The sequence below is a fragment of the Hydrogenophaga sp. OTU3427 genome, assembly GCF_038440225.1.
GTDB lineage: Bacteria > Pseudomonadota > Gammaproteobacteria > Burkholderiales > Burkholderiaceae_C > Hydrogenophaga.
In genome coordinates this window covers 19,320-44,410 of sequence record NZ_JASATI010000022.1, presented here as the reverse complement: position 1 = coordinate 44,410, position 25,091 = coordinate 19,320, and the positions used below count along the sequence as shown (strand labels likewise).

Annotated in this window: 24 protein-coding genes; 15 read left to right on the top strand and 9 right to left on the bottom strand. The window is 66.2% G+C overall.

All coding sequences use genetic code 11. The features are described from left to right. Nucleotides 1-58: 58 nt before the first annotated feature. From AAHB17_RS14000 to AAHB17_RS13990, 3 genes are read right to left on the bottom strand one after another with little or no spacing between them, the layout of a single operon-like run. On the bottom strand, nt 59-841 hold the full coding sequence (locus AAHB17_RS14000; RefSeq protein ID WP_342131240.1) for an enoyl-CoA hydratase/isomerase family protein: 783 nt from the start codon (nt 839-841) through the stop codon (nt 59-61). 44 nt (nt 842-885) lie between these two features. After that, nucleotides 886-1,602 (bottom strand): NAD(P)H-dependent oxidoreductase, encoded by a 717-nt coding sequence (locus AAHB17_RS13995; protein WP_342131239.1) that lies wholly within the window; start codon nt 1,600-1,602, stop codon nt 886-888. A gap of 17 nt (nt 1,603-1,619) precedes the next feature. Next, the gene (locus AAHB17_RS13990; RefSeq protein ID WP_342131238.1) at nt 1,620-2,813 is read right to left on the bottom strand and encodes an acyl-CoA dehydrogenase family protein; all 1,194 of its coding nucleotides are present in this window, start codon (nt 2,811-2,813) and stop codon (nt 1,620-1,622) included. 276 nt (nt 2,814-3,089) lie between these two features. On the opposite strand from AAHB17_RS13990, the gene AAHB17_RS13985 reads away from it, so the two are divergent. The 15 genes from AAHB17_RS13985 to AAHB17_RS13915 all read left to right on the top strand — a co-directional run bounded on the left by AAHB17_RS13985 (nt 3,090) and on the right by AAHB17_RS13915 (nt 20,230). Further along, on the top strand, nt 3,090-3,884 hold the full coding sequence (locus AAHB17_RS13985; protein WP_342131237.1) for an ABC transporter ATP-binding protein: 795 nt from the start codon (nt 3,090-3,092) through the stop codon (nt 3,882-3,884). Beyond that, on the top strand, nt 3,881-4,684 hold the full coding sequence (locus tag AAHB17_RS13980; RefSeq protein WP_342131236.1) for an ABC transporter ATP-binding protein: 804 nt from the start codon (nt 3,881-3,883) through the stop codon (nt 4,682-4,684). Before AAHB17_RS13985 ends, AAHB17_RS13980 begins: the two co-directional genes overlap by 4 nt. After that, on the top strand, nt 4,681-6,579 hold the full coding sequence (locus AAHB17_RS13975) for an AMP-dependent synthetase/ligase (RefSeq protein WP_342131235.1): 1,899 nt from the start codon (nt 4,681-4,683) through the stop codon (nt 6,577-6,579). The genes AAHB17_RS13980 and AAHB17_RS13975 overlap by 4 nt, the downstream gene beginning before the upstream one ends. Beyond that, entirely contained in the window at nt 6,576-7,448 is an 873-nt protein-coding gene (locus tag AAHB17_RS13970) for a branched-chain amino acid ABC transporter permease (RefSeq protein WP_342131234.1), read from the top strand. The genes AAHB17_RS13975 and AAHB17_RS13970 overlap by 4 nt, the downstream gene beginning before the upstream one ends. Continuing rightward, nucleotides 7,448-8,494 (top strand): branched-chain amino acid ABC transporter permease, encoded by a 1,047-nt coding sequence (locus AAHB17_RS13965; protein WP_342131233.1) that lies wholly within the window; start codon nt 7,448-7,450, stop codon nt 8,492-8,494. The genes AAHB17_RS13970 and AAHB17_RS13965 overlap by 1 nt, the downstream gene beginning before the upstream one ends. Nucleotides 8,495-8,569: 75 nt before the next feature. Continuing rightward, nucleotides 8,570-9,772 carry an ABC transporter substrate-binding protein gene (locus AAHB17_RS13960; protein ID WP_342131232.1) on the top strand — a complete coding sequence of 401 codons (1,203 nt, stop codon included), beginning with the start codon at nt 8,570-8,572 and terminating at the stop codon, nt 9,770-9,772. 20 nt (nt 9,773-9,792) lie between these two features. Next, nucleotides 9,793-10,725 (top strand): SDR family oxidoreductase, encoded by a 933-nt coding sequence (locus AAHB17_RS13955; protein WP_342131231.1) that lies wholly within the window; start codon nt 9,793-9,795, stop codon nt 10,723-10,725. Continuing rightward, nucleotides 10,722-11,513, top strand: a complete 792-nt coding sequence (locus AAHB17_RS13950) for an enoyl-CoA hydratase-related protein (RefSeq protein ID WP_342131230.1) — start codon at nt 10,722-10,724, stop codon at nt 11,511-11,513. Before AAHB17_RS13955 ends, AAHB17_RS13950 begins: the two co-directional genes overlap by 4 nt. Before the next feature lie 9 nt (nt 11,514-11,522). Beyond that, nucleotides 11,523-13,340: an acyclic terpene utilization AtuA family protein gene (locus AAHB17_RS13945; RefSeq protein ID WP_342131229.1), complete on the top strand. Its 1,818-nt coding sequence runs from the start codon at nt 11,523-11,525 to the stop codon at nt 13,338-13,340. Continuing rightward, nucleotides 13,337-14,179 (top strand): TetR/AcrR family transcriptional regulator, encoded by an 843-nt coding sequence (locus AAHB17_RS13940; RefSeq protein WP_342131228.1) that lies wholly within the window; start codon nt 13,337-13,339, stop codon nt 14,177-14,179. The genes AAHB17_RS13945 and AAHB17_RS13940 overlap by 4 nt, the downstream gene beginning before the upstream one ends. Then, a complete protein-coding gene (locus AAHB17_RS13935) occupies nt 14,176-15,645 on the top strand; it encodes an acetyl-CoA carboxylase biotin carboxylase subunit (protein ID WP_342131227.1) in 1,470 nt (489 codons plus the stop codon). The genes AAHB17_RS13940 and AAHB17_RS13935 overlap by 4 nt, the downstream gene beginning before the upstream one ends. A 28-nt stretch (nt 15,646-15,673) precedes the next feature. Continuing rightward, nucleotides 15,674-16,165 carry an acetyl-CoA carboxylase biotin carboxyl carrier protein subunit gene (locus tag AAHB17_RS13930; protein ID WP_342131226.1) on the top strand — a complete coding sequence of 164 codons (492 nt, stop codon included), beginning with the start codon at nt 15,674-15,676 and terminating at the stop codon, nt 16,163-16,165. Next, the gene (locus AAHB17_RS13925; protein WP_342131225.1) at nt 16,162-17,769 is read left to right on the top strand and encodes an acyl-CoA carboxylase subunit beta; all 1,608 of its coding nucleotides are present in this window, start codon (nt 16,162-16,164) and stop codon (nt 17,767-17,769) included. Before AAHB17_RS13930 ends, AAHB17_RS13925 begins: the two co-directional genes overlap by 4 nt. 23 nt (nt 17,770-17,792) lie before the next feature. Beyond that, nucleotides 17,793-19,442: an AMP-binding protein gene (locus AAHB17_RS13920; protein WP_342131224.1), complete on the top strand. Its 1,650-nt coding sequence runs from the start codon at nt 17,793-17,795 to the stop codon at nt 19,440-19,442. 2 nt (nt 19,443-19,444) lie between these two features. Further along, nucleotides 19,445-20,230, top strand: a complete 786-nt coding sequence (locus AAHB17_RS13915) for an enoyl-CoA hydratase/isomerase family protein (protein WP_342131223.1) — start codon at nt 19,445-19,447, stop codon at nt 20,228-20,230. Between the two features lie 15 nt (nt 20,231-20,245). Here AAHB17_RS13915 and AAHB17_RS13910 read toward each other — a convergent pair whose 3' ends face one another. The 6 genes from AAHB17_RS13910 to AAHB17_RS13885 all read right to left on the bottom strand — a co-directional run bounded on the left by AAHB17_RS13910 (nt 20,246) and on the right by AAHB17_RS13885 (nt 25,088). Further along, the gene (locus AAHB17_RS13910; RefSeq protein ID WP_342131222.1) at nt 20,246-21,862 is read right to left on the bottom strand and encodes an EAL domain-containing protein; all 1,617 of its coding nucleotides are present in this window, start codon (nt 21,860-21,862) and stop codon (nt 20,246-20,248) included. 61 nt (nt 21,863-21,923) lie between these two features. Continuing rightward, nucleotides 21,924-22,172 (bottom strand): hypothetical protein, encoded by a 249-nt coding sequence (locus tag AAHB17_RS13905; RefSeq protein WP_342131221.1) that lies wholly within the window; start codon nt 22,170-22,172, stop codon nt 21,924-21,926. Nucleotides 22,173-22,239: 67 nt separating this feature from the next. After that, nucleotides 22,240-22,407 (bottom strand): hypothetical protein, encoded by a 168-nt coding sequence (locus AAHB17_RS13900; RefSeq protein WP_342131220.1) that lies wholly within the window; start codon nt 22,405-22,407, stop codon nt 22,240-22,242. A gap of 277 nt (nt 22,408-22,684) precedes the next feature. Next, the gene (locus AAHB17_RS13895) at nt 22,685-23,230 is read right to left on the bottom strand and encodes a carboxymuconolactone decarboxylase family protein (protein ID WP_342131219.1); all 546 of its coding nucleotides are present in this window, start codon (nt 23,228-23,230) and stop codon (nt 22,685-22,687) included. Between the two features lie 3 nt (nt 23,231-23,233). After that, complete coding sequence (locus tag AAHB17_RS13890) at nt 23,234-24,088, bottom strand: fumarylacetoacetate hydrolase family protein (protein WP_342131218.1); 855 nt, start codon at nt 24,086-24,088, stop codon at nt 23,234-23,236. 22 nt (nt 24,089-24,110) lie between these two features. Further along, the gene (locus AAHB17_RS13885; RefSeq protein WP_342131217.1) at nt 24,111-25,088 is read right to left on the bottom strand and encodes a VOC family protein; all 978 of its coding nucleotides are present in this window, start codon (nt 25,086-25,088) and stop codon (nt 24,111-24,113) included. Between the last annotated feature and the right edge of the window lie 3 nt (nt 25,089-25,091).

Sequence of the window (25,091 nt, the reverse complement as noted above, 5' to 3'; positions counted from 1 at the left end):
TGATTATCGTTTGGGCCGGCGATTGGGGTTGGCGCCCGCCTTCAGGCGGTGGTGGCCGCTACCGGGACGTGCTGCCGGTGGAGGAGAACGCCCTCACCCGATCGCGGAATTCGGGCGCGTCCACCGCATCGACAAAGGCTTCGAACTCCAGGAACAGTTGCCTTTCCAGATCGTTGCGCTGGCTCTCGCGCAGCAGGCGCTTGATGTTGGCAAGGGAGCGTGGGGGCACGTTCAGCAACTGCTGCACCACGGCGTCCACGGACGAGCGCAGATCGACCACGGGCACCACCCGGTTCACCAGCCCATGGTGCAGCGCCTGCTGGGCATCGAGCGTGGGTGTCAGCGCAAACAGCTCGAAAGCCCGCAGCGGATTGACCAGGCGCGGCAGGAACCAGGAGGTGCCCGCGTCCGGGCTGCCACCCAGCCGCGCGTAGGCCAGGTTGATCCGCAGGTCGTCCGCGGCGATCACGTGGTCGGCCGCCCACACCAGGCCCAGCGTGCCACCGGCCGCCGCCCCCTGCACGCCCACCACCACGGCGGCATCCAGCGCCCGCAGCCGGGCCATGGCGGGCTTGAGGTGGCTGCCCGCGTCACGCAGCCACCGTTCCATGTCGTTCCTGTCCAGTGCGTCGGCAAAGGCCTTGATGTCGCCACCCACGCCAAAGGTGCTGCCCTCGGCGACGATGGACACCACACGTGGTTCGCGGCGTGCCAAAACCTCCGTGGCCCGGTCCAGGCCCTTGAGTTCATCGTGCCCGAGCGCATTCCTGCGTTCGGGCCGGGCCAGCACCAGGCGGGCATGGGCCTCGCTGGGCCATTCGAGGCGGATCGGGTCGTTCATGGTGAGGGGTTCCGGGGTGGGAAAGGGTGCATTTGACGCCACTGTCATTGTGCGCAGGGGCGCTGCCCGTGCACGAGGAGGCCGGGATACTGGTCCGTCCTGGGCATGGGCAAGGGGGTCAACCGGTCCAGCTCGCCCAGGCGGCTGCGGTAGGCCTGCAGCATCTGCCGCCGCGCGGCATCGCCCTCGTAGGGCACGTGGAAACAGGTGAATGGTGGCAACACGGTCATGCCCGTGAAACCCAGCACGCCCCGGTGCAAGGGCATCAGCAAGTCAAGGATGTCGCCGTTGAGTGCATCGGGACCGAAGCTTTGCGCCGGCCCGCCGGTGGTGACACACACCATGGCGCGCTTGCCCCGGAACTTGCCGTTTTCAAAGACCGTGCTGCGGCCGTAGCTCACGCCCGAGACAAACACCCGGTCGATCCAGCCCTTGAGGATGGCCGGCAAACCGAACCACCACAGCGGGAATTGGAGGATCACCAGATCGGCCGCTTGCAGACGGGCCAGTTCGCGTGCGATGTCGGGAGCCAGTCCGCCGTGGGCGACAGCATGGCGTTGTTCCAGTGAGACGTTGAAGCGCTCGGGGTTGTGCTGGGTGAGAAAGTCGGCCCGCCCCACCACCGGCGCGAAGCCCATGGCGTAGAGATCGGACACCACCACGGCGTGGCCCATACCATGCAACGTGTCCACGGCCACCTCCCTGAGCGCGGCGTTGAAGGACCGCGGCTCGGGGTGGGCGTAGACGATCAAGGTGTTCATCGTGCTCGCCGCCAATGTCAACCGCGCAGCATTTCCTCGCTGATGATGATCTTGCGGACCTCGGTGGTGCCCGCGCCGATCTCCAGCAGCTTGATCGCCCGGTAGAGACGGTTCACCTCGGACTCCCAGATGTAGCCTGTGCCGCCGTGGATCTGCACCGCCTCGTTGAGCACCTTGTTCATGGTCTCGGCCGTGTACATGACAGAGGCGGCGGTGATCTTGTGGATGCTGCCGCGGCCGCCGCCACCGACCTCCAGCTGGTTGGCCGCGCGCAGCGCCTGGTAGGTGAACAGGCGCATGGACTCGACCCACACGTACATGTCGGCCAGCTTGGCGCGGACCATCTGGAAGTCGCCGATGGGCTTGCCGAACTGCACCCGCGTGCGGGCGTAGTCCAGCGAGAGCTCCAGCGCCCGCTCGGCGATGCCCAGGCAGATCGGCGAGATCATGGAGCGCTCCAGGTCCAGGCCACTCATGACCACCTTCACGCCCTCATCGAGCCCACCCACCAGGTTGCGCGCCGGCACACGGCAGTTGTCAAACAGCAACTCGCCGGTCTGGCTGCCACGAAAACCCATCTTGACCAACTTCTGCGCCACGCTGAAGCCCGGCATGTCTTTCTCGACGATGAAGGCCGAGATGCCCTTGGCGCCGCGCGCCTTGTCGGTCTTGGCATAGACCAGCAGCACGTCGGCCACCGGGCCGTTGGTGATGTAGATCTTGCGGCCATTGAGTAGGTAATCGTCGCCATCGCGGGTGGCGGTGGTGGCCATGGAGCCCAGGGCATCCGAACCGGCCCCCGGCTCGGTCAGACCCAGGGCTCCGGTCAGTTTGCCGCTGCACAGACCGGGCAGGTAGCGCTGGCGTTGGTCGTCGTTGGCGTTGCGGTAGATGTTGTAGAGGCACAGGTTCTCGTGTGCGACCCAGCTCAGGGCCAGCGCGTGGTTCCAGCGCGAGAAGGCCTGCAGCACCAGGCCGCTGGTGAACAGGTCCATGCCTGCGCCGCCATAGGTGTCGGGCACCGGGATGCCGAAGTAGCCCGTCTCGCCGATGCGGCCAAAGGCCTCGGTGGGCCACCACTCATCGCGGTCCATGCGCTCGGACAGGGGATACAGCTGCTCGCGCGCGAAACGGTCGGCCTGGTCGAGGATGGCCTGCTCGTCTTCCGACAGGCCTGAAAAAATTTGGTCAACGGATGTGGTGGCGTTCACGGGGGCTCCTGAGGGTCGTTTGACGGACGTGCTGAGATGGAAGTTGAAGATGACTCAAAATTTGAGTATGACTTCAAATGTCGCATCTCTTAATCAAAACCCCATCAGGGAAAATCCCTAGATTATGGATATAGTCATTTGTTTTCAATGACTTGAGATGATTGGTTGGCAGTTGTTTGGCGAGGATCTCATAGTCATGAAGTTGAGTGACACTCATTTTGTGTTGACTTTGTGTTTTCGGACACACAGAATCCGCCCACTCACTGAAACGCACTCATGCTGACCATCACCAACCTACAGGTCTTTTACGACCGTGCCGTCGAGGCCTTGCGCGATGCCTCGCTGGAGGTGCGGCCCGGCCAAGTCGTGGCGCTGCTGGGCAGCAACGGCGCCGGCAAATCCACCGTGCTCAAGTCCATCTGCGGCGTGCTCTATCCCGAGGACGGCGAAATCCTGGGCGGGACCATCACCCACGATGGAATGTCGCTCACCGGTTTTGCGCCTCACGAGATCGTGCGCCGTGGCATCGTGCAGGTGCCCGAGGGGCGCCGGCTGTTTGACAAGCTCACCGTGGAAGAGAACCTTCTGATGGGCGGCTACTCACGTCCTGCTGGCGAGGTGAGCGCGGGGCTGGACCAGGTGTTCGAGCTGTTCCCGGCGGTCAAGCAGCACCGCAGCCGCATTTCCGGCTACCTGTCGGGCGGGCAGCAGCAGATGGTGGCCATCGGGCGGGCACTGATGTCGCGCCCTCGCCTGCTGCTGCTGGACGAGCCATCGCTCGGACTGGCGCCACAAATCATTGCTGAGATCTTCGAGGCCGTGCGTCGATTGCGCGACGAGCAGGGCGTGACGGTTTTGCTGGTCGAGCAAAACGCCCAGCTCGCGCTGTCCATTGCGAACTACGGCTACATCATGGAACGCGGCCGTGTGGTGCTGGACGGTGAGCCGGCCAAGCTGCTGAACAACGATGACGTCAAGGAGTTCTACCTGGGCATGGGCGCCGGCAGCGACACGCGGCGCAGCATGAGGGACGTCAAACACTACAAACGTCGCAAAAGGTGGTTGTCATGAGCGGCACGGGTCCAGCCATGTTGGAGATGACGGGCGTTTCCAAGCGTTTTGGTGGTCTCGATGCCCTCTCCGGCATCGATCTGAAGGTCTTGCCCCGTCAGATCTACAGCGTCATCGGCCCCAATGGCGCTGGCAAAACCACCTTGTTCAACATGGCTTCCTGCCTGTTGCACCCCAGCGCCGGGCGCATCCAGTTTCAGGGTGAGGACATCACCGGTCTGCCGGCCCACGCGCTGTCCGCGCGTGGCATGGCACGGACTTTCCAGAACCTGGCGGTGTTCAAGCACGAGTCCGTGATCAACAACATCCTGACCGGCATGCATGCGCAGCTGCGAACCGGCATTTTCGGGGCCGCTCTGTTCTGGGGGGCGGCGCGTCGGGCGGAAATCGCCGCCCGCGAAGCGGCCGAGGAAATCGTCGAGTTCCTCGAAATCGAGACCATCCGCGACGTGCCCGTGGGCACCCTGTCCTATGGCCTGCAAAAGCGGGTGGAACTGGGTCGGGCCCTGGCCATGCGACCGCGCCTGCTGCTGCTGGACGAAATGGTCTCGGGCATGAACCAGGAAGAAACCGAAGACATCGCGCGCTTCATCCTCGACATTCGCGAGGAACGTGGCATCACCGTGATGATGATCGAACACGACATGGGCATCGTCATGGATATTTCCGACCACGTGACGGTGCTCAACTTCGGTCGAAAAATCGCCGAGGGCACGCCGGCCGAGGTGTCGGTCAACCCGGCCGTCGTGTCCGCCTACCTGGGCCTGTCGGACAGTTCCGCCGCAGGAGCACAGGCATGAGCCGGCTGGATTCGGCCCTCGCCGACCGTGAACTGCCGCCCGGCGTGGCGGCCGGCCAGGCCACCCTGCCCGGTCTTCTGCGCCACCGTGCCCGCCAGACCCCGGAGCGCATCGCCTTGCGTGAGAAGGTGCGCGGCATCTGGCACGGCGTGACCTGGGCCGACTACTTCGAACGGGTGCAGGCCTTCGCGCTCTACCTGCGCGCCCAGGGTTTTGGTGTGGGCGACAAACTGGTGATCGCCTCCGATGGCACACCCGAGTGGTTCTACGCCGATCAGGCGGCGCAGTCGCTCGGTGGCGTGACCGTGGGCATCTACCCCACCAACCCATGGCCGGAGCTGCAATACATCGTGCGGCATTGCCGTGCCACGTTCGCTGTCTGTGGCGACCAGGAGCAAACCGACAAGGTGCTGGACGCCATGCACAACGGCGATGGCCTGCCCGACCTCAAACAGGTGCTGACCGTGGACACCAAGGGCATGCGCCACTACCACGATGCCTGCCTCAAAACCTTTGACGCCGCCCTGGCCGAAGGCCGCGCCTTGGCCCGCGACGCGGCGCAGCGCGACGCCTTCGAGCACCAGATCAACGCCGTCTCGCCTGAGCAGGACGCACTCATCGTCTACACCTCGGGCACCACCGGCATGCCCAAGGGCGCGCGCATCGCGCACCGGGGCATCATCCACAACGCCGCTCTGGTGGGCCAGGTGCAGGGCTATGCGGGCCGACCTTTGGAGGTGGTGTGCTACCTGCCGCTGTGCCACGTGGCCGAGCGCCTGATGTCGCCGGTGGCACAACTGGTGTACGGGTCGGTGGTGTATTTCGCCGAATCCATCGATGCCGTGACGCAGAACCTGCGAGAGATCGGTCCCGGATTTTTCTTCGGCGTGCCACGCATCTGGGAAAAGCTGCAGCAGCAGATCGTGATTGCCTCGCGCGAGGCCAGGCCCTGGGTGCGCCACGTGTTCGAGCGTGCCATGGCCGTGGCGCAGCCCATCGCCGAGCGCACCATCGCCAACGGCGACCGCCCCGTCAACTGGCGTGACGCCGTCACCGCCCGCCTGCTGCGCTGGCTGGTGTTCAGCAATCTGCTGGCTTCGGTCGGTCTGGACCGCACCTGGATGGCCATGACCGGGGGGGCCGCCATCTCGCCGACGGTGATCCTGTTCTTCCGCGCCATGGGTGTGCCCATCTATCAGATCTACGGCATGACCGAAAGCAGTGGCGCCACCCACGTGCAATGCAGCGGCCACGCCCGCCTGGGCTGGTGTGGCCCACCGCTGCCTCGGGTGGTGGAGCAGCGCCTGGGCGAGGACGGCGAATTGCTGGTGCGAGGCCCGGTGGTCTTCAATGGCTACCTCTACGACGAAGTGGCGAGCGCCAAGGCACTCGAAGGCGGCTGGCTGCACACCGGCGACATCGTCGAGATCGACCCCGAACGCGGCGAGGTGCAGATCTTGGACCGCAAGAAGGCGATCCTGATCACCAGTGGCGGCAAGAACATCACACCCTCGCTGATCGAGAACGCACTCAAGGAGAGCGTCTACATCAGCGAAGCCATGCTGCTGGGCGATGGCCGGCATTTCCTGGCCGCGCTGATCCAGATCGACCTGGACACGGTGGGCAAGTGGGCGCAGGAGCGCGGCATGGCCTACACCACTTACGAATCGCTGGCCGCGCTGGAGTCTGTGCGCGAACTGATCGATGCCGACGTGAAGCGCGTCAACGACCGGTTCTCCCGGGTCGAAAACATCCGCAAGTTCGTCATCTTGCGCAAGCAGCTCGATCATGACGATGGCGAGTTGACAGCCACCATGAAGGTGCGCCGCAACGTGATCGAGAAAAAATACGCCATCGAGATCGCGCAGATATACGGCAAGGAGGCTGGCCAATGAACTACTTTCTCAACCTCCTGATGTCGGGCCTGGTCATCGGTTCGCTCTACGGGCTGATCGCCATGGGCTTTGCCATCGTCTACCGCGCCACCGGCATGGTGAACTTCGCGGTGGGCGAGGTGATGATGATGACGGCCTACATCAGCTTCAACCTGGCTCAGATGCCGGGAATGGGCTTCTTCGGTCTGTTGGCCACCACCCTGCCCACTGCCATGCTGCTGGGTCTGCTGGTCGAACGTGTGTTCATCCGCCCCATGCTGGGTGAGCCTATGTTCTCGCGCGTGATGGTCACCATCGGTCTGGCGGTGGTCATCCGCTCGGTGGTGATTCTGATCTGGGGTGTGGAACCCAAGCCCTTTCCGCGCCCGCTGGGCGACGAAGTCATCCGGCTGGGCGAGTTGGCGCTGTATCCCGGGCAAATCTTCTCGCTGGTGGCGCTGGCTCTGCTGTGTCTGTTGATGTGGGCCTTCTTCCGCCACTCGCGGGTGGGTATCGCCATGCGTGCAACCTCCAACAACGAGACAACGGCCCTGCTCATGGGCATCAACGTCAAGCGCATCAGCGGCATCGCCTGGGCGCTGTCCTCGCTGTTCGCGGCGGTGGCCGGCCTGTCCTTCTGCCTGATGTTCGCCCTGGAGCCCGAGATTTCGCAGATGGGATTGCGCGGCTTCCCGGCCACCATTCTCGGCGGCCTCGACTCGGTGGTGGGTGGTGCCTTTGGCGGCCTGGTGATCGGTGTGGTGGAGAACCTGGCCGGCGGCTACCTGGGGCGTGGCCTCAAGGAGATCGCCGGCTTCGTGCTGATCATCGTGGTGCTGATGATCAAGCCCTATGGCCTGTTCGGTCAACGTGAAATCGAAAGAGTCTGATGCGTACCCGAACCTACAAAACCGCCTACGCCGACCTCGTCGCACTGACGCCCCACCGCAGCACCTGGGCCTGGGCCGGTGCCGGCCTGGTGCTGCTGGCCTGTGCACCGCTGGCGCTGGGCTCGCACGGTCTGGGCATTCTCTCGGCCATCTTCGTCATGGCCATCGGTATCCTCGGGCTGAACCTGCTGACCGGCGTGACCGGGCAGATCTCGCTCGGTCACGCGGGCTTTCTGCTGATCGGTGCCTACGCGCAGGCTGTCCTGACCACCGACTACCACCTGCCAGCCTGGCTGGCCATCTTCGCCTCCGGCGCGGTGGCGGCCATCGCCAGCCTGGTGGTGGGCGTGCCCTCGCTGCGGCTCAAGGGCTTGTACCTGGCCATCACCACCCTGGCCTTCACCTTCATCGTGCGCCATCTGGTGCTGTTTGCCGAAAACATCACGCGGGGCTCGGAAGGCATGGCGGTGGAGCCGCTGGTGCTGGCGGGCTACGCGGTCAAAAGCGATCGCCCCTTTTTCTATGTGGCCTTGGCCATGCTGGTGTTGTTCGTGCTCCTCACCCTGAACCTCATGCGTTCGCGCATCGGCCGGGCCTGGTTGGCGGTGCGCGACCACGACATCGCCGCGCGCGCCATGGGCATCAGCCTGATGCACTACAAGCTGCTCGCCTTCATGGTCAGCGCCTTCTACACCGGCGTGGCCGGCGCGCTGGTGGCGCTGCAGACACGCTACATCAACGTGGACACCTTCAGCATCCTGATCAGCATCGAGGCGCTCGCCATGGTCATCGTCGGCGGCATGGGTCGGGTACACGGCGCACTCCTGGGCACGGCGCTCATCCTGCTGCTGCCGGAACTCCTGAACTTCGTTTTCTCGCTCGCGGGCGATCGTTTCACCACCTTGATGTCCGACCGCATCTATGAAATCAAGGGCCTGATGTATGGCGTGGTGATCCTGCTCTTCCTGCGGCTGGAGCCCGAGGGCCTGGCGGGCATCTGGCGCAAGGTCAAACGGTTTTGGGTGCATTGGCCCCTGTCGCAATGACGGTGACAGGGACATAGGCAGCAAGGCACGACGCCGGAATTCCCCGGCCCGGCCCATTCACAAGAGGAGACAGTGATGCAAGGTGATTCGATTCTGAGTTGGACGCGGCGCCTGGGCCGGGGTTCGATGCTGATGCTGGCCATGGGCGCGGGACTGGCCGGCGCACAGGAGGTGGGCGTGACCGCCACCGAGATCCTGCTCGGCGAGGTGCAGCCCATGTCCGGTCCCGCCTCGTTGATCGGCAAGGCGGGCGCGGCCGGCTCCAAGCTGGCCATCGCCGAGATCAATGCCAAGGGTGGCATCAACGGCCGCAAGCTGCGCGCCATTTATGAGGACGACGGCTACGTGCCAGCGCGCTCGGTGTCGGCGGTCAAGAAGCTGATCGATTCGGACAAGGTGTTCGCGCTGACCGGCACCACCGGCAGCTCGCACATGGTGGCCATGCTGCCCACCATCGAGGAAGCCAAGATCCCCACCATCGTGCACATGGCGCCCAACCCGGCAGTGGTCAACCCGCGCCGCCCCACGGTCTTCATGATCGGCCCGGACTACGACTGGGCGGGCTTCGTTCCCATCCACCACATGATCGAGAAGATGGGGCAGAAAGGCGGCAAGTTCGGCATCCTCTACCAGGATGACGACTTCGGCAAGGCGCTGCTGGCGGGCTACCAGAAGGCGGTCAAGCAACATGGGGTGGCCAGCGTGGCCGAAATCCCGTTCAAGCGCGGGGCCAAGGACTTCTCGGCCGAGGTCCTCAACCTGAAGGAGAAAGGCGTCACCGCCGTGTATCTGGGCACGCTCACCACCGAGTCGGCCGCCGTCATGAGCGAGTTCCGGCGCCTGGGGATGACGCCGCTGATCGGCACTCTGTGGGCCGGCCAACTGCCCCCCGCCGTCAAATTGGCCGCACCCTCGGGCTTTGAGTACCTCATACCCGACTACTACGCCTCCAACTACGACCCCGCCGGCATGAAGCTGATGGAAACCGCCAAGCAGTACCTGAGCGCCGACGACCACGCCAACTTCAACCGCTACACCGTCAGCGGCTACGTGGGCACCCAGGTCCTCGCCGAAGGCATCCGCCGCTGCGGCGCCACCGTCACCCGCGGCTGTGTGGTCGATCAGCTCAACAAGCTCAAGAACTTCGACACCGGCGGCCTGACCGGCCCGTTGTCCTTCGACAACCCCAAGGCGCAGGCGGTGCTGCCGATCAAGCTGTTCCAGACCGATCCGAAAAACGCCACCGTGAAGTCCGTCACCGACTTCATCGCCTACTGAGCTCGTCCACTGCCCAGACCATGCCGTCCGTCATCCCACCACCATCGGCCCACGCCGAGCGCTACCGCTCGGTGTTCCGGCCCGGCCTGTTCGAGGGCCAGACCATCGTTGTCACCGGCGGTGGCAGCGGCCTGGGCCGTTGCGCCGCACACGAACTCGCCAGTCTGGGCGCGGGCCTGGCGCTGGTCGGGCGCAAGCGCGAGAAACTGGAGGTGGTGGCGGGCGAACTCGCTGCGGCCTACCCGGAGGCCAGCGCGCGCATTTCGCTGCACAGCTGCGACATCCGCGAGGAAACGTCGGTGCAGAAGACAGTCGCCGACATCCTGACGGCCCACGGCGCCATCCACGGCCTGTTCAATTGCGCGGGTGGCCAGTACCCGGCCGCCCTGCGCGACATCAGCCTCAAGGGCTGGGACGTGGTGGTGCGCAACAACCTGCACGGCACCTTCCTTTTTTCGCGCGAATGCTACGTGCAGTGGATGGAGCAGCACGGCGGCAGCATCGTCAACATGCTGGCCGACATCTGGGGTGGCCTGCCCGGCATGGGCCACTCGGGCGCCGCACGTGGTGGCGTGCTGACCTTCACCGAAACGGCGGCCTGCGAGTGGGGCTGCGCCGGCGTGCGCGTCAATGCCGTGGCACCGGGCTGGATCGCTTCGGCCGGCATCGACACCTACGACGACAACTACCAGGAGTTGCTGCGCGGCCTGCGCACCAAGGTGCCACTGCAGCGCTTCGGCACCGAGGCCGAACTGGCTTCTGCCGTGACCTACCTGCTGTCCCCTGCGGCCGGCTTCATCAGTGGTGCCGTCATCCGCGTCGATGGTGGCGTGCCCACCGCCCGCCACACGTGGAAGCTGGAGCCCGCGCGGCAGGACTTCACCTACAACGGCTTCCCGCTTTACCAGCCGCCGCAGGCCTTTTCACAGACCTCCGAAGGAGAAGCCCCTTGAATGCTGCAGTCCCTCAGGTGCTGGTGGAACGCCGTGGCCTGGCCTGCCACGTCACCATCAACCGCGCCGCCGAACACAACACCATGACCGATGCCGTCATGGACGCACTGCGTCAGGCGCTGCTGGCCGCCGAAGCCATGGACGGTGTGCGCGCGATCGTCTTGACCGGCGCGGGCGAACAGACCTTTTGCGCCGGCGGCAAGCTCAAGCCGGGCGCGGACGGCTCGCCCTTTGCGCTGGACCCGGGCCGTTTCGACAACCCGATCGCCGAGTTGTTCCGCGCCATGGACCGTTGCCACCTGCCCATCATCGCGCGGGTCAACGGCAGTGCCTTTGGTGGCGGCGTGGGGCTGATCTGCGCCTGCGACTTCGCCATCGGCGTGGACAGCGCGCGTTTTGGCACCACCGAAGCCCGCGTGGGCGTGTTCCCCATGATGATCCTGCCGCTGCTGATGCGCGTGATCCCGCGCAGGCGCCTGCAGGAGATGTGTTTCCTGGCCGAGCGTTTTCCCGCCGACAAGGCACTCGAACTCGACATCCTGGGCCAGGTCGTGCCCGCGACCGAACTCGACATGGCGGTTGACGGGCTGGTGGCCAAGCTGGCCGCCAACTCGCCCGTGGCCTTGCGCATGGGTCGGCGCGCGTTCGCGGCCATGGACGGCCTGGCGCTCAACGATGCGCTCAACCTCGCACAAATGGTGCTGCCGGTGATGTCGCAAAGCGAAGACAGCCGCGAAGGCATGCGGGCCTTTGCCGAAAAACGCACCCCCGTCTGGACCAACCGCTGAGCCGCCGACATGACCATCCCACCCAGCCCCCACCGCGATCGCCCAGTTCGCATAGGCTGTGCCAGCGGCTTCTGGGGCGACTCCGAAGCCGGGGCCGCCCAGCTGGTGCAGCATGGGCAGATCGACTACCTGGTGTTCGACTACCTGGCGGAAATCACCATGTCGCTGTTGGCGCGCGCCCGCGCCAAATCGCCCGACGCCGGCTACGCGCCCGATTTCGTCAAGGTCATTGCCCAGCTGGCACCCCAGATACAGGCGCAAGGCATCCGGGTCGTGGCCAACGCCGGGGGCGTCAACCCGCAGGCCTGCGCCATCGCGCTGGCGGCCGCACTGCAGGCCCAAGGCATCGCCCTGCCCATCGCGGTGGTGGAGGGCGACGACCTCTCCGACCAGGTCGATGTGCTGCGGGCCGCAGACACCCGCGAGATGTTCAGCGGCGAGCCCATGCCGGCCAGGCTGCTCAGTGTCAACGCCTACCTGGGAGCGCAACCCATTGCCGCCGCGCTGGCCGCTGGCGCGCAGATCGTCATCACCGGCCGCGTGGTGGACAGCGCCGTCACGCTGGGACCGCTGGTGCACGAATTTGGCTGGGCCTGGAACGACTGGGACAAGCTGGCCACCGGCAGCCTGGCCGGACACATCATCGAATGTGGCGCGCAGTGCACCGGTGGCCTGTTCACCGACTGGCAAAGCGTGCCCGGCTGGGAGAACATGGGTTTTCCCATCGCCGAATGTGCGCCCGACGGCCGCAGCGTGGTCATCACCAAACCGCCGGGCACCGGCGGCTTGGTGACACCTGCCACCGTGGCCGAGCAGATCGTCTACGAGATCGCCGATCCCAAACGCTACCTGCTGCCTGACGTGGTGTGCGATTTCAGCGATGTGAGATTGACACAGGAGGGTGCTGAACGTGTGCGGGTCAGCGGCGCGCGCGGCACCCCCGCGCCAGACAGCTACAAGGTCAGTGCCACCTGGAGCGACGGCTGGCGCCTGTTGGGTACGCTGATGATCGGCGGCCACATGGCAGCGGCCAAGGCCCAGCGGGTGGGCGAGTCCATCCTGCTGCGCTGCACCCGCCTGCTGGCCGAGCGCGGCCTGCCAGGTTTCACCGAGACCAGCCTGGAGGTGCTGGGCGCCGAGTCCACTTACGGCCCACACGCGCGCACCACGCACAGCCGCGAGGTGATCCTCAAGTTGGCGGCGAAACACCCACAACGCGAGGCGCTGGAGTTGCTGGCGCGGGAGATCGCACCGTCGGCCACGGCCATGGCCCAGGGCATCACCGGCTTCGCGGCCGGGCGGCCCAGCCCTTCGCCGGTGGTCAGGCTGTTTTCCTTTCTGATTGCGCAGTCGCGTGTGACGCCACGGGTGTCGCTGGACGGCCAGGCCTTGGGGTTCACGCCCGAGTTGACGGCCACGCCGGACGCAGCACCGACATCGGCGCCAGCGGTTGTTCCGGCCACCACCGCGGCATCGGACGGCCCCACGGCGCGGGTGCCCTTGCTGCGTCTGGCCCACGGACGCAGTGGTGACAAAGGCGACAGCGCCAATGTGGGCGTCATCGCCCGGTCGCCGGCGGCTTACGCCGAGCTGTTGCGTGTGCTCAGCGCGGAGGTGGTGAAGAACTACTTTGCCCACGTCGCGCAAGGCCCCGTTTCGCGCTACGAACTGCCGGGCTTCCTGGCACTGAATTTCGTGCTGGAGCGGGCACTCGGTGGCGGCGGTGTGGCATCGTTGCGCTACGACCCCCAGGGCAAGGCGTTTGCACAGATGTTGCTCGACCTGGAGGTCGAGGTCCCCACTTCTGTACTGGATACATTGCCATGACTTCCAAAATCCGTGCCACTTCCGTCGAAGCCAGCGAGGCACCGGCCGACTTTGCCCAGCCGGTGGGTGCGCAGACACCACGGCGCATGCGCCGCGCCGCCGAAATCCTGGCAGCGGCGCGCGACGTGTTTCTCGAAAAGGGCTTCGACCGTTCTTCCGTGAGCGAGATTGCGTCCAAGGTGGGCGTGGTCGAGGGCCTGGTCTACACCTATTACCCCTCCAAGCGCGAGCTGCTCAACGCGGTGCTGCGCGGCATGTACGAGCCCCTGATCGCCGACCTGGAGGACAAGTTCTCGCGCCTGCACGGCGTGCGCAGTCGCATGCGCTTCCTGATCTGGCGCCACCTGCGTGTCTATGTGGAAGAGCCCAACCTCTCGCGCCTGGTGCTGCACGAGGTGCGGACCGGTCCCGAGTATTTCCAGTCGGTTCTGCACGATTTGCATGTGCGTTACACCGCGTTTTTGCTGCGCACCGTGGAAGACGCCATCGCGGACGGTGAACTGAGTGCCGACACGGACGTCGAGCTGTTGCGTTCCATGGTCTACGGGGGCATCGAGCACCGTATGTGGGGCACGCTGTTCGGGCGCGGCACGGTGGACGTCGAAACCATGGCCGACCGCTACACCGCCATGGTGCTCGGGCCGCTGCTGCCCGACGGTCGAGCCCATTCGCCGGTGGTGGCGTCCAGTGCGCGCAGCCACATTGGCCAGGTGCTCGACGAGGTGCGCATGCGCCTGGACCAGATCGAAGACGCGGTGATGGCCTCGCCCGACACCCCACCCTCGCCCTTGAAGACCGGCAAGCCGCCGGCCGGACCCCGCAGGAAATCACCACCATGACCATCCGCAAGCTGTTCATTGCCAACCGCGCCGAGATCGCGCTGCGCGTCACACGCACCGCCCAGAGAATGGGTATCGCCACCGTCGTGCCCTGGCATGCCAAGGACCGCCATGGCCCGGCGCTGAAAGTGGCCGATGAGACGGTCGAACTGCACGGCGAGCCCCCCGTCTCGGCCTGGTTGGATGGCGCCGCGTTGATACAGACCGCCATCGCCAGCGGCTGCGATGCCATCCACCCGGGCTACGGCTTCCTGTCCGAGAACGCAGGCTTTGCCCGCGCGGTGGCCGAAGCGGGGCTCACCTTCGTTGGCCCTCCGGCCGAAGTCATCGAACTCATGGGTGACAAGATCACCGCGCGCCAGTTTGCCCAACGCCACCAGGTGCCGGTCACGCCTTCGGCCGACGAGGCGGAAGATCCGCAGCACTTCGCCGAACGTGCGGCGGCCATCGGATTTCCGCTGCTCATCAAGGGCGCGGCCGGCGGCGGTGGCAAGGGCATGCAGATCGTGCGCGAGGCCGCTGCCCTGCCCCAGGCCATCGCCACCGCGCGGGCCGAAAGCCTGCGCTACTTTGGCGACGGCCGCCTGCTGGCCGAACGGTTTGTCGAACAGCCGCGTCACATCGAGGTGCAGGTGTTTGGCGACAGCCACGGTCAGCTGATTCACCTGGGTGAACGCGAGTGCTCCATCCAGCGGCGCTTCCAGAAGCTGATCGAGGAAAGCCCGGCCCCCACCCTGTCGCCCGAGTTGCGCGAACGCATCTGTGGCGCTGCCGTGCGCCTGGCCAGTGCGGCCGGCTACGTCAACGCCGGTACCGTGGAATGCATCGTCGCGCCCACGGGCGAGTTCTACTTCCTGGAGATGAACACGCGGCTGCAGGTGGAACACCCGGTCACCGAGATGGTGACCGGCCTGGACCTGGTGGAGTGGCAGCTGCGCGTGGCCCAGGGCGAACACCTGCCTCTGGCGCAGGCCCAGGTGCGCTGGCACGGCAGCGCCATCGAGTGCCGGGTGCTGGCCGAGGACGCCGACGCCGGCTTCGTGCCCGATACCGGCCAGGTGTTGCTGCTCGGCGAGCCCCAGGGCCCGGGCATACGTTTTGACAACGGCGTGACCCAGGGCGCCCGCGTGAGCGCTGATTTCGACTCCATGCTGGCCAAACTGATCGCCCATGGCGCGACCCGCGATCTGGCCATCGCCCGCCTGCGCCAGGCCCTGCAGGACACGCTGATGCTGGGCGTGACCGTGAACACCGATTTTCTCGGCCGCGTGCTGGCCCATCCGGCTTTCCAGGCTGGCGCCACCGACACCGGCTTCCTGGAACGCCACAAGGCCGAACTGCGCCCACGCGACTGGAACGAGGACGAACGCCGCGCCCTGCTGGCCGTTGCGGGCGCCGTCAGCCGCGACAGCCATTCGAGCGCTCTGCCAGAGGTCTTCGCCGCCATGGGCGCTTGGCGCAACTGATACCACCGAACACCATCCAAGAGGCCCCATGACGACCTACGTCTTCCGATCCGATGCCGGCCAGCGCCACCAGGTGCTCAAGCGCGGCGACACCGTGCATGTGGACGGCAGCCCGCTGTCCGTGCGCGCCCTGGACGCCGGCCACTACCTCGCACCGGTGGGCGCCCGTCCCGCGCACGTGCACGTGGCCACCCATGGCGACACCCTGTATCTGCAGCTCCACGGCCGCAGTTGCGTGGTCGAGCGGGTGGACCCCACACACAGCGGCGCCAGCGCTGGTGCTGCCGGTCAGGGCAGCGCCAGCGCCCCCATGCCCGGCGTGGTGGTGAGCTGGATCGCCGCGCCCGGCGTCCAGGTCGCGGCCGGTGAAGCGCTGCTGGTGATCGAGAGCATGAAGTTGCAGATGACCATTGAAGCGCCGCAAAGCGGCACGCTGGAGGATCTGCCCTTCCAGCCCGGCCAGACCTTTCAGCGTGGTGCCGTGCTGGCCCGCGTGCGACCCGAGGAGACCCCGGCATGAGCCGTATTCACAGCCGCCTGGACACAGGCTCGGACAGCTACCGCCAGAACTTCGCGGCGATGACCCAGCGCGTGGCGCAGTTGCACGAACGCCTCAACGCCGCCCGCCACGAACGCCCGCAGCGCGACATCGATCGCCTGCACAAACACAAAAAGCTCACCGTGCGCGAGCGCCTGGATCTGCTGCTGGATCCTGGCACACCCTTTCTGGAAATTGGCGCCCTGGCCGCCAACAAGGCCTACGGCGGCGACGTGCACGGCGCCGGTCAGGTTTCCGGCATTGGCATCGTGCATGGTCGCGAGGTCGTCATCCATGCCGACGATCCCAGCATCAAGGGCGGCGCCTGGTACCCCCTGTCGGTCAAGAAGATCGTGCGCACGCTGGACGTCGCCATCGAGAACCGCCTGCCCGTGATCCACCTGTGCGACAGCGCGGGCGGCTTCCTGCCGCTGCAGGCCGATCTGTTTCCCGACCGCTACACGGCCGGACGCATCTTCCGCAACCAGTGCACCCTGTCCAAGATGGGCGTGCCGCAGATCGCGGTGGTGTTGGGCCACTGCACGGCCGGCGGCGCCTACATCCCGGCGCTGTGCGACTACAGCGTCATCGTGCGAGGCAACGGTGGCGTGTTTCTGGGTGGCCCGCCGCTGGTGAAGGCGGCCACCGGCGAAATCGTGAGCGCCGAAGCCCTGGGCGGTGCCGACATGCACACCACCGTTTCGGGCACCTGTGACTACGCGGCCGACGACGAGCCCCATGCCTTTGCCATCGCCCGCGACATCTTTGCCCAGACGACGCCGGTGCAAAAGCAGCGCATCGACCGCATCGATCCCGAGCCGCCGCACTACGATCCGAAAGAGCTCTACGGCATCATCCCCACCGACTGGAAGACCGGCTTCGACATGCGCGAGGTGATTGCCCGCATTGTCGATGGCAGCCACTTCCATGAGTACCAGCCGGGCTACGGTACCACCCTGGTGTGCGGCTTCGCGCGCATCTGGGGCTGCAAGGTCGGCATCCTGGCCAACAACGGCGTGCTGTTCAACGACAGCTCGCTCAAGGCGGCCCACTTCATGCGCCTGTGCGACCGCGACCGCACGCCGCTGGTCTTTCTGCAAAACATCACCGGCTACATGGTGGGCCGCGAGTACGAAGAGCGCGGCATCACCAAGGACGGCGCCAAGATGATCATGACCCAGGTCGGCTGCTCGGTGCCCAAGTTCACCGTCATCGTCGGTGGCTCCTTCGGTGCCGGCAACTACGGCATGTGCGGGCGCGCTTTCGACGGCCGCTTCCTGTGGATGTGGCCACAGTCGCAGATCGCGGTGATGGGTGCCGAGCAGGCCGCGAACACCCTGGCCGACGTCAAGATCCGCCAGCTGCAGCGCCATGGCGAACACCTGAGCGAAGAACAGATCGCCGAGATCCGCCAACCGGTGCTGGAGAGCTTTCAGGCTGAAAGCGACGCTTATTACTCGACCTCAGAGATGTGGGACGACGGCATCCTCGATCCGGTGGACACACGCAACGCCTTGGGGTTGGCCATCATCGCCTCGCTGAACGCCCCCTTCGGCCAGGAAGGCTACGGCGTGCTGCGGCTCTGACCGCCTCGGCGCAGCGAGACACCATGATCCCCATCAGCCACACCTCGACCGTGGGCGAGGTCTTCCAGCAGGCCGTGCGCCGCTACGGCGAACACCCCTTCATCGCCGTGCCGGCCAACCCGGCGCGGGCCTACGCCGCCGAGGGCCTGGAATGGACCTACGCCGACGTGGGCGAGGCGGTGCAGGCCCTCAGCGAGCGATACGCAGCGGCCGGCTACGGCCAGGGGCACCGCGTGGGGCTGCTGCTGGAGAACCGGCCCGAGCACTTCGTGCACAAACTCGCCATGAACGCGCTGGGCGTGTGCTGCGTGCCACTCAACCCCGACCACCGGCCACTGGAGATGGCCTACGTCATCGACCACGCGCAGCTCGACCTCGTGGTCGTGTTGGACCACATGGCGCCCCTGCTGGAGCTGGCGCTGGCGCATGGCGTGCACCGCCCCGCCATCGCAGGCCTGCAAGACAGCACCGGGCGGCTGCCCGCACCGGCGCGCGCCGCCACCTCGACCCGGGCCGAGGCCACGTCCATCGCCAGCGTGCTCTACACCTCGGGCACCACCGGGCGGCCCAAGGGCTGCCTGCTGTCGCACCGCTACGAGCTCGCCGCCGGTCAGTGGTACGCGCAGCGCGGGGGCCTGATCGCCTTTGGCGAGGCCTGCGAACGCATCTACAACCCGCTGCCGGTGTTCCACGTCAATGCGTCGGTGTTTTCCTTCTACTGCGCCATGCTGCTGGGCAACTGCCAGGTGCAGACCGACCGTTTCCAGGTCTCACGCTGGTTCACCGAGGTCCATGCCTCGCGGGCGACGGTGCTGCACTACCTGGGCGTGGTCGTGCCGATGTTGCTGAACCAGCCGTCCCATCCGTTGGAGCGCGAGCACCGGGTGCGGTTCGCCATCGGCGCCGGGGTCGATCCGCAGCGCCACGCCGAATTCGAACAGCGCTTTGGCTACCCGCTGATCGAAATCTGGGGCATGACGGAAATGGTGCGGGCCATCTTCGACGCCGACACGCCGCGGCAGGTAGGCACCCGCGCCATCGGTCGGGTGCAACCCGGCCTGGAGCTGCGGGTCGTTGACGATGCCGGTGCCAAGGTTCCCGACGGCGTGGCCGGCGAAATGCTGGTGCGCCATTCGGCGGCCACGCCGCGCCAGGACGCCTTCAGCGGCTACCTGCACGACGAAGCCGCGACCGAACATGCCTGGCGGGGCGGGTGGTTCCACACCGGCGACATCGTGGTGCGCGATCCGGATGGGCTGTTGCACTTTCTGGACCGACGCAAGAACATCATTCGCCGTTCGGGCGAAAACATCGCCGCCGCCGAGGTGGAAGCCGCGTTGCAGACCCACCCGGCGGTGGCCCAGGCGGCCGTGATGGCGGTCAAGGACGAGGTGCGCGAGGAAGAGGTGCTGGCCTGCGTGGTGCTCAAGTCCGGGTTCACCGCCCAGGCCCTGGCCGACGACCCGCTGGTGCGTGCGCTTTTCGAGCACTGCAACACCCTGCTGTCCTACTTCAAGACCCCGGGCTGGCTGTGCTTTGCCGACGACATCCCCACCACTGGCACGCAGAAGGTGCAGAAGCACCAGCTCTTCGCGGCCGGCACCGACCCGCGCGCAGCGCCTGGCATGGTCGATCTCCGGCATTTGAAGAAGCGCGACCCCCTCAAGAGGTGAACATGAACCGACCCCATGTGCTGACCCACCGCGAAGGCGCGGTCGGGGTGATGACCTTCAACCGGCCGGACACCATGAACACGCTGGATGTGCCCATGGTGTTGGCCATGGAGGATGCCCTGGGTGCGCTGGAGGCCGATGACGCCGTGCGTGTGCTGGTCATCAGTGGTTGCGACGATCGCACCTTTGTCGCGGGCGGCAACATCGCCGATCTCAATGCCCGCCGTGCGCTGGCGCATTACAAGGATTTTGCGGTGGTGCTGCACCGGGTGTTCCGGCGTTTCGAGGAATGCCCCAAACCCACCATCGCCGCCGTCAACGGCTGGGCACTCGGGGGCGGCGCCGAGTTCCTGCTGACCACCGACATCCGCCTCATGGCCGATGACGCCCAACTGGTCTTGCCGGAGATCAAGATCGGCCTGTTCCCGGGCGGCGGTGGCTCGCAACGCCTGATGCGCCAGATTCCGCTGTGCCAGGCGAAGATGCTGATGTTCACAGGCGACTTCGTGTCGGCCGCCGAGGCTGTGCAACTCGGTCTGGTCAACCGCGCAGTGCCTCGCGCTCAACTCATGGGCGATGCGATGGCGTTGGCGCAACGTATCGCCGACAAGTCCCCCTGGGCGCTGCGCCTGCTCAAGAGCAGCATGCTGCACGGCGCCGACATGCCCCTGAGCGCCGCGCTGGCTCATGAGATGGCCACCATCAGCCTGGTGCTGGAGACCGAGGACGCACACGAGGGCTGTTCGGCTTTCCTGGAGAAGCGCCAGCCCACTTTCGTGGGCCGATGAGCGCCGCCTGCGCTCTCAGATGGGCATGGGCCTGAGCTTGAAGCGCAGTTCCTCGATGGCCATGGGCCTGGCGTACAGCCAGCCTTGGGCGTACTGCACGCCGCTGTCGCGCAGGAAGTCCGCCTGGGCCTGGGTTTCCACGCCTTCGGCCACCAGTTCGATGCCCAGTTTCTGCGCCATGGAAATGATGTGGGTGGTGACCGGGCTGTTGGCGGCCTGCGTGCCGATGGCGGCCACGAACAGTTTGTCGATCTTGATGATGTCCAGCTTGCACGACTCCAGCACGGACAGGCTGGAATAGCCGGTGCCAAAGTCGTCGATGGCGACCCGCACGCCCATGGCCTGGACCGCCTCGAGCAGGGGCTGCGTCTGTGCCATGTCGAACAGGCCGCGTTCGGTCAGTTCCACGATCAGGGTTTCAGGCGGTATCTGCAGCCGATGGAGCCGTTCCCTCAGGTAGTCGATGGGGCCGCCCTCTTGCATGTCAAGTGCCGAGAAATTGATGCTGACGTGAAAGCCGGGCTGGATCTTGAGCAGCGTGGGCAGGTCGCGCAGCACGATGTCGGTGACGTAGCGCGTCACGTCCTGGATGAGGCCGACCTTCTCGGCGCTGGCGATGAATTCGTCGGGCGGAACGTGGGTGCCGTCCGGCTTCTGCCAGCGCAGCAAGGCCTCGGCGCCGATCCAGCGGCCGGTCCGCATGTCGACAATGGGTTGGTAACGGACGTACATGTCGTGGCGCTTCAAGGCCTCGCGCAACTGCGCGGGCACGGAGAGCCCCCATCGGGTCAGCACGACCACGGCGTAGCCAAACAGGGCACTGCCGAAGAGGCCGATGGGTACCAGGAACAACGCCGTTCGCCAGACGCTGCGGTGGATGCCGGATTTCAGGCTGGCGGCCACCCCCGCGATGTTGTGCTCCTTGGACGCCTTGAAGACGACCAGGTGCGTGCCATCGTCGATGACGGCGGATTGGTGGGGCGTGTACCGCTCCAGCCATGCCGGCAGCACCTTGCCCCGTTCCCGGGTGACTGTCTTGGGGTTGCTGATCACCAGGCCGATCACAATGTCGGGGCTTTTCCTCGGGATGTCGAGGATGACTTCCGGGTGGATGATGGTGGCGTACCCATGGCGCGCGTAGATGTTGAAGGGCTGTTCGGGCGCGAAGGGCAGGCGCGCGTCGGTCCAGGCCTCGATGCCCGTTGCCGTCACGAAGCGTTTGCCGTCGATGGCCTCGGGTCGGGGGGACGCCGACAACGTGGAGCAGCGCAGCTGGCCATCCTGGATGACCCCCATGCCCCGCAGGTGCAGCGACACCGCGCTGATCTGGCGCATGCGTTCGAGGTTGGCCGGGGAGCAGGGGGTGCTCGGCTCCCGTTTCATCGCCTCGAGGGCCTGCACCAGCTGCATGCGCGAGTTGATGCCGCGGCGCAGCGTTTCGTCGGCGAGTGTTTCAAGGTAGGCGATTTCGTCCTGGCGGGTCTGCCTGTCCGCCAGGTAGAGGGCCGCGAGGATGGGCAACACCGCGGCCAGCAACAAGGGCAGGACGGCGATGGGGATGACACGCTTGGCGGGGTTGCGGGTGTGCTTGGCTTGTGGGGCGGATACAAGGCGTTGGAAAAGTAAGCGCACCCGATGTCTCGCAGTTGAAGTGTTTGCCAGGTGGTTGTGCACCGTCTGTATGGACAAAGGCTCAAAGCTTGTTGTGCTGGGCGGCGGCGAGGCGCCATGACGTCCCAAACAGGGGCGACGATAGTCGAACAGCCGTGGCTTCGCCAATCCTCGTAAACACCCATCGAATCAAGGTTTCGCCCATGAAAGAGACGATGGACCGGGTCGACGAGGTGTCAGGCGGGCGGCCGACCTGTCCGTCCCGAGCCTTGCGCCGACAGTCGAGCCCGCCGGCGAGCAGGGCCGGCACCTGCTGCCGCAGGATGGCCATCAGCCGGCGGGCCACTGGGGACAGGTAGCCCCCGCCTCGGGAGGTCCGCCCGGCTCCCGGCGCGAGGTCAAGGCGGCGGGGCTCGCCTCGCGCAGTCCGGCGGCAGGCCCAGGACGAGGTCAAGATGCCGCTCGCGCAGCTGATCGACCAGGTCGACACCGACACCCACTTCGATGATCACATGGGCCTGGGCCTGGGGCGCCTGCGCCAGCAGCAGAAGGCAGACCTGGGGCAAGAAGGCACAGATCGTGATGGAGCCTGTGCCGAGTTCACACCCCGGCCGGCCTTTTTGAACAAGAGCGCGCCCACCGCCTGTTCCCGTCGGCGGACGGCTTGGGGGAGGACCTGCTTCAGCGCCTGCACCCCTGGAACGAACAAGCAGCATGGAACACATCCGCATCAGCATGAGCGCATGCCGCGGCCCGCGCCACTGAAGGTCGACATTCGTCACCGCCGGCGGATCGATGGTCGGAGGGCCTATTTTTCAGAGGCGTCGTCACCGTCCATGATTGCTAAGACTCGGTGGCCTTCATACCAGGAACCGGTGTCCGTGCCGCGTTCATCACCATCGAGAGAAACGTGTAGTAGCCGTTGATGCCGATGAGGTCGACCACCCCCCGCTCGCCCAACAAGCCGATGGCGGCTTGCCAGGTCGGATCGCTGACCCCGTGTTGTTGGTGCAGCTCCATGGACAAGGCGTAGACACTGGCCTCGTCCGCCGGCAAGCCTTCGGGGGAGATGCCCGCGGCGATCGCCTGGATGGTGCTGTCCGCCACGCCGGCGCGGGCGGCGATCGGCGCGTGGATGGCCCACTCGACCGCCTGTCCCCACTGGTGTGCGGTGACGAGGATGGCGAGTTCGGACAGGCGCGGTGGCAGCGCGCTGCGGTAGCGCAGGTACTCCCCCATCCGGCTCGCATGCGCCATCAGCTCCGGACTGCGCATCAAGGGCACGAAGGGCGATAGAAGGGCGCCGCGTGGGCCGTCAATGATTTCCCGCGCATAGCCGCGTTGCGCCTCGTTCCAGCACGCCTCTGGCAATGGGGGCAAGCGGTCCATGGCCTACTCCGCCTCAATGTGATTGGACAACACGCCGACCCGTTCCACCTCGATGTCGCAGGTATCGCCCGGCTTCATCCAGACCTGGGGGTTGCGCGCCAGGCCCACTCCCGACGGGGTGCCGGTGATGATGATGTCGCCGGGCTGCAGCTCCATGCCTTCCGAACAGGCGCTGACCAGGGTGGCGACGTCAAAGATCATGTCCCGTGTGTTCGCGTTCTGCATCACCTGACCGTTGAGTCGGCACTGGATGTTGAGTCCGACCGCGCCGGGCGGCAACTCGTCCGCGCTCACGAACTCGGGACCAAAGCCGCCGCTGCGGTCGAAGTTCTTGCCCCACAGCCACTGGCCGGAACGTGTCTGGTAGTCACGCAGGGAGCCGTCGTTGAAGACGGAATAGCCGGCCACGTGTTCCAGCGCGCGCTCCTTGGGGATGTATTTCCCGGCCTTGCCGATGACCGCCACCAGTTCGGCTTCGTAGTCGAAGCGCTCGGACACGCGGGGGCGGATCAAGGCTTCGCCATGGGCCACCCAGGACGAAGGAAACCGTTGGAAGATGACGGGGTGCTTGGGCAGGTCGAACTGGCTTTCCGCTGCGTGATCAACGTAGTTCAGGCCGATGGCGAATGCCTTGGACGGGTTGCGGACCGGGGGCAGCAGGCGCAGCGAGGCCAGCGGCAGGCGTGCCGTGGCACCCTCGGCCACAGCATGTGCCGACCGCAGCGCCTGTGGGCCCCGGGCCAGCAGTTCGTCCAGTGTGGCGGGCTGGCCCAGGGCGGTGACGTCCACCACCTCGTCTCCCAATCGGACGCCCAGGGCGGGTTGGCCGTTCTTGTCGAGGAATGCAAGGAATCTCATCGGAAAATCTCCAAAGTGCTTGTCAAGCGGAATGCTCGAAGTTGGTCGTGAAATCGGCGGGAACGGCTGGGCCCCAGACATACAACGCGTCTTCCGGCGCATGGTCTCCGGCCTGCCAGTCGACGTCGTGGGGGACAAAGTCGATGTCGAAGGAATACTCGGCGTAGCTGCCCCAGGGGTCGCGCACGTACTGGAAATAGTTGGACCCCAGCACATGCCGTCCCACGCCCCAGCCATCGGCATAACCCGCGGCGCGCATCTGTTCCCCGCCGCCACCGACCTCGTCCACGCTGGCCACGTCCCAGCTGGTGTGGTGCAGGCCGGGCGCACCCGACCGGGCCAGTGCGACGAGGTGGTGGTCGCTGCCGTGGGCACCGTGCAGGAAGGCGATGAGGTCGCCAGAGCGGTCCGACAGGCGCAGGCCCAGCACCGAGGTCATGAAAGCGATCTGCGCCGGAACGTCCGGCGTGAACAGCAGCACATGCGACAGGTGCCGAGGCCGCACTGGGGACACCTGGCTGCGCGCCGGTGCGGCGCCCACGCCCGGCGGTAAGGGCAACTCGGGCCGCTTCGGCGACTTCACGCTGGGCGAGACCTTGGGCGCGACCACCAACTGAACCAGCAACCCGTCCGGGCAACGTGCCCACAGTCCGTCGCCATCGCCCCTGGGATGGGCGGGCGCGCCAGCGCCAACGCTGTCGACGCGCGCGAGCAATGTGGCCCAGTCCTCGGCGTAGACTCCCATGCGCAGGTACTGCAGCCGCTTGTGTTCGCCGTCCTGGTGGACGTGACCCCAGCAGTGCGGGTGCCCGAAGGTGAACAGTTCCAGCCGCTGGCCGACACGCTTCACGTCCAGGCCAAACGCGCGGTAGAAGTGTTCGGCGCGGTCGATGTCCGGCACCGAGAACACAAAACGATCGATGGAATGCACCCCGATGGCGCCGTGCCTTCGGCAGGGCGCCGCCGCGTGGGCCATCTCTGGCATGTCGGTCCGTTCCATGGG

Excerpts from the sequence above, each read along its gene's own strand:
- AAHB17_RS14000 (WP_342131240.1), bottom strand. The coding sequence starts at position 841 with ATGAACGACCCGATCCGCCTCGAATGGCCCAGCGAGGCCCATGCCCGC.
- AAHB17_RS13995 (WP_342131239.1), bottom strand. The coding sequence starts at position 1,602 with ATGAACACCTTGATCGTCTACGCCCACCCCGAGCCGCGGTCCTTCAAC.
- AAHB17_RS13985 (WP_342131237.1), top strand. The coding sequence starts at position 3,090 with ATGCTGACCATCACCAACCTACAGGTCTTTTACGACCGTGCCGTCGAG.
- AAHB17_RS13980 (WP_342131236.1), top strand. The coding sequence starts at position 3,881 with ATGAGCGGCACGGGTCCAGCCATGTTGGAGATGACGGGCGTTTCCAAG.
- AAHB17_RS13975 (WP_342131235.1), top strand. The coding sequence starts at position 4,681 with ATGAGCCGGCTGGATTCGGCCCTCGCCGACCGTGAACTGCCGCCCGGC.
- AAHB17_RS13970 (WP_342131234.1), top strand. The coding sequence starts at position 6,576 with ATGAACTACTTTCTCAACCTCCTGATGTCGGGCCTGGTCATCGGTTCG.
- AAHB17_RS13965 (WP_342131233.1), top strand. The coding sequence starts at position 7,448 with ATGCGTACCCGAACCTACAAAACCGCCTACGCCGACCTCGTCGCACTG.
- AAHB17_RS13960 (WP_342131232.1), top strand. The coding sequence starts at position 8,570 with ATGCAAGGTGATTCGATTCTGAGTTGGACGCGGCGCCTGGGCCGGGGT.
- AAHB17_RS13955 (WP_342131231.1), top strand. The coding sequence starts at position 9,793 with ATGCCGTCCGTCATCCCACCACCATCGGCCCACGCCGAGCGCTACCGC.
- AAHB17_RS13945 (WP_342131229.1), top strand. The coding sequence starts at position 11,523 with ATGACCATCCCACCCAGCCCCCACCGCGATCGCCCAGTTCGCATAGGC.
- AAHB17_RS13940 (WP_342131228.1), top strand. The coding sequence starts at position 13,337 with ATGACTTCCAAAATCCGTGCCACTTCCGTCGAAGCCAGCGAGGCACCG.
- AAHB17_RS13935 (WP_342131227.1), top strand. The coding sequence starts at position 14,176 with ATGACCATCCGCAAGCTGTTCATTGCCAACCGCGCCGAGATCGCGCTG.
- AAHB17_RS13930 (WP_342131226.1), top strand. The coding sequence starts at position 15,674 with ATGACGACCTACGTCTTCCGATCCGATGCCGGCCAGCGCCACCAGGTG.
- AAHB17_RS13925 (WP_342131225.1), top strand. The coding sequence starts at position 16,162 with ATGAGCCGTATTCACAGCCGCCTGGACACAGGCTCGGACAGCTACCGC.
- AAHB17_RS13920 (WP_342131224.1), top strand. The coding sequence starts at position 17,793 with ATGATCCCCATCAGCCACACCTCGACCGTGGGCGAGGTCTTCCAGCAG.
- AAHB17_RS13915 (WP_342131223.1), top strand. The coding sequence starts at position 19,445 with ATGAACCGACCCCATGTGCTGACCCACCGCGAAGGCGCGGTCGGGGTG.
- AAHB17_RS13905 (WP_342131221.1), bottom strand. The coding sequence starts at position 22,172 with ATGGCCATCCTGCGGCAGCAGGTGCCGGCCCTGCTCGCCGGCGGGCTC.
- AAHB17_RS13895 (WP_342131219.1), bottom strand. The coding sequence starts at position 23,230 with ATGGACCGCTTGCCCCCATTGCCAGAGGCGTGCTGGAACGAGGCGCAA.
- AAHB17_RS13890 (WP_342131218.1), bottom strand. The coding sequence starts at position 24,088 with ATGAGATTCCTTGCATTCCTCGACAAGAACGGCCAACCCGCCCTGGGC.
- AAHB17_RS13885 (WP_342131217.1), bottom strand. The coding sequence starts at position 25,088 with ATGGAACGGACCGACATGCCAGAGATGGCCCACGCGGCGGCGCCCTGC.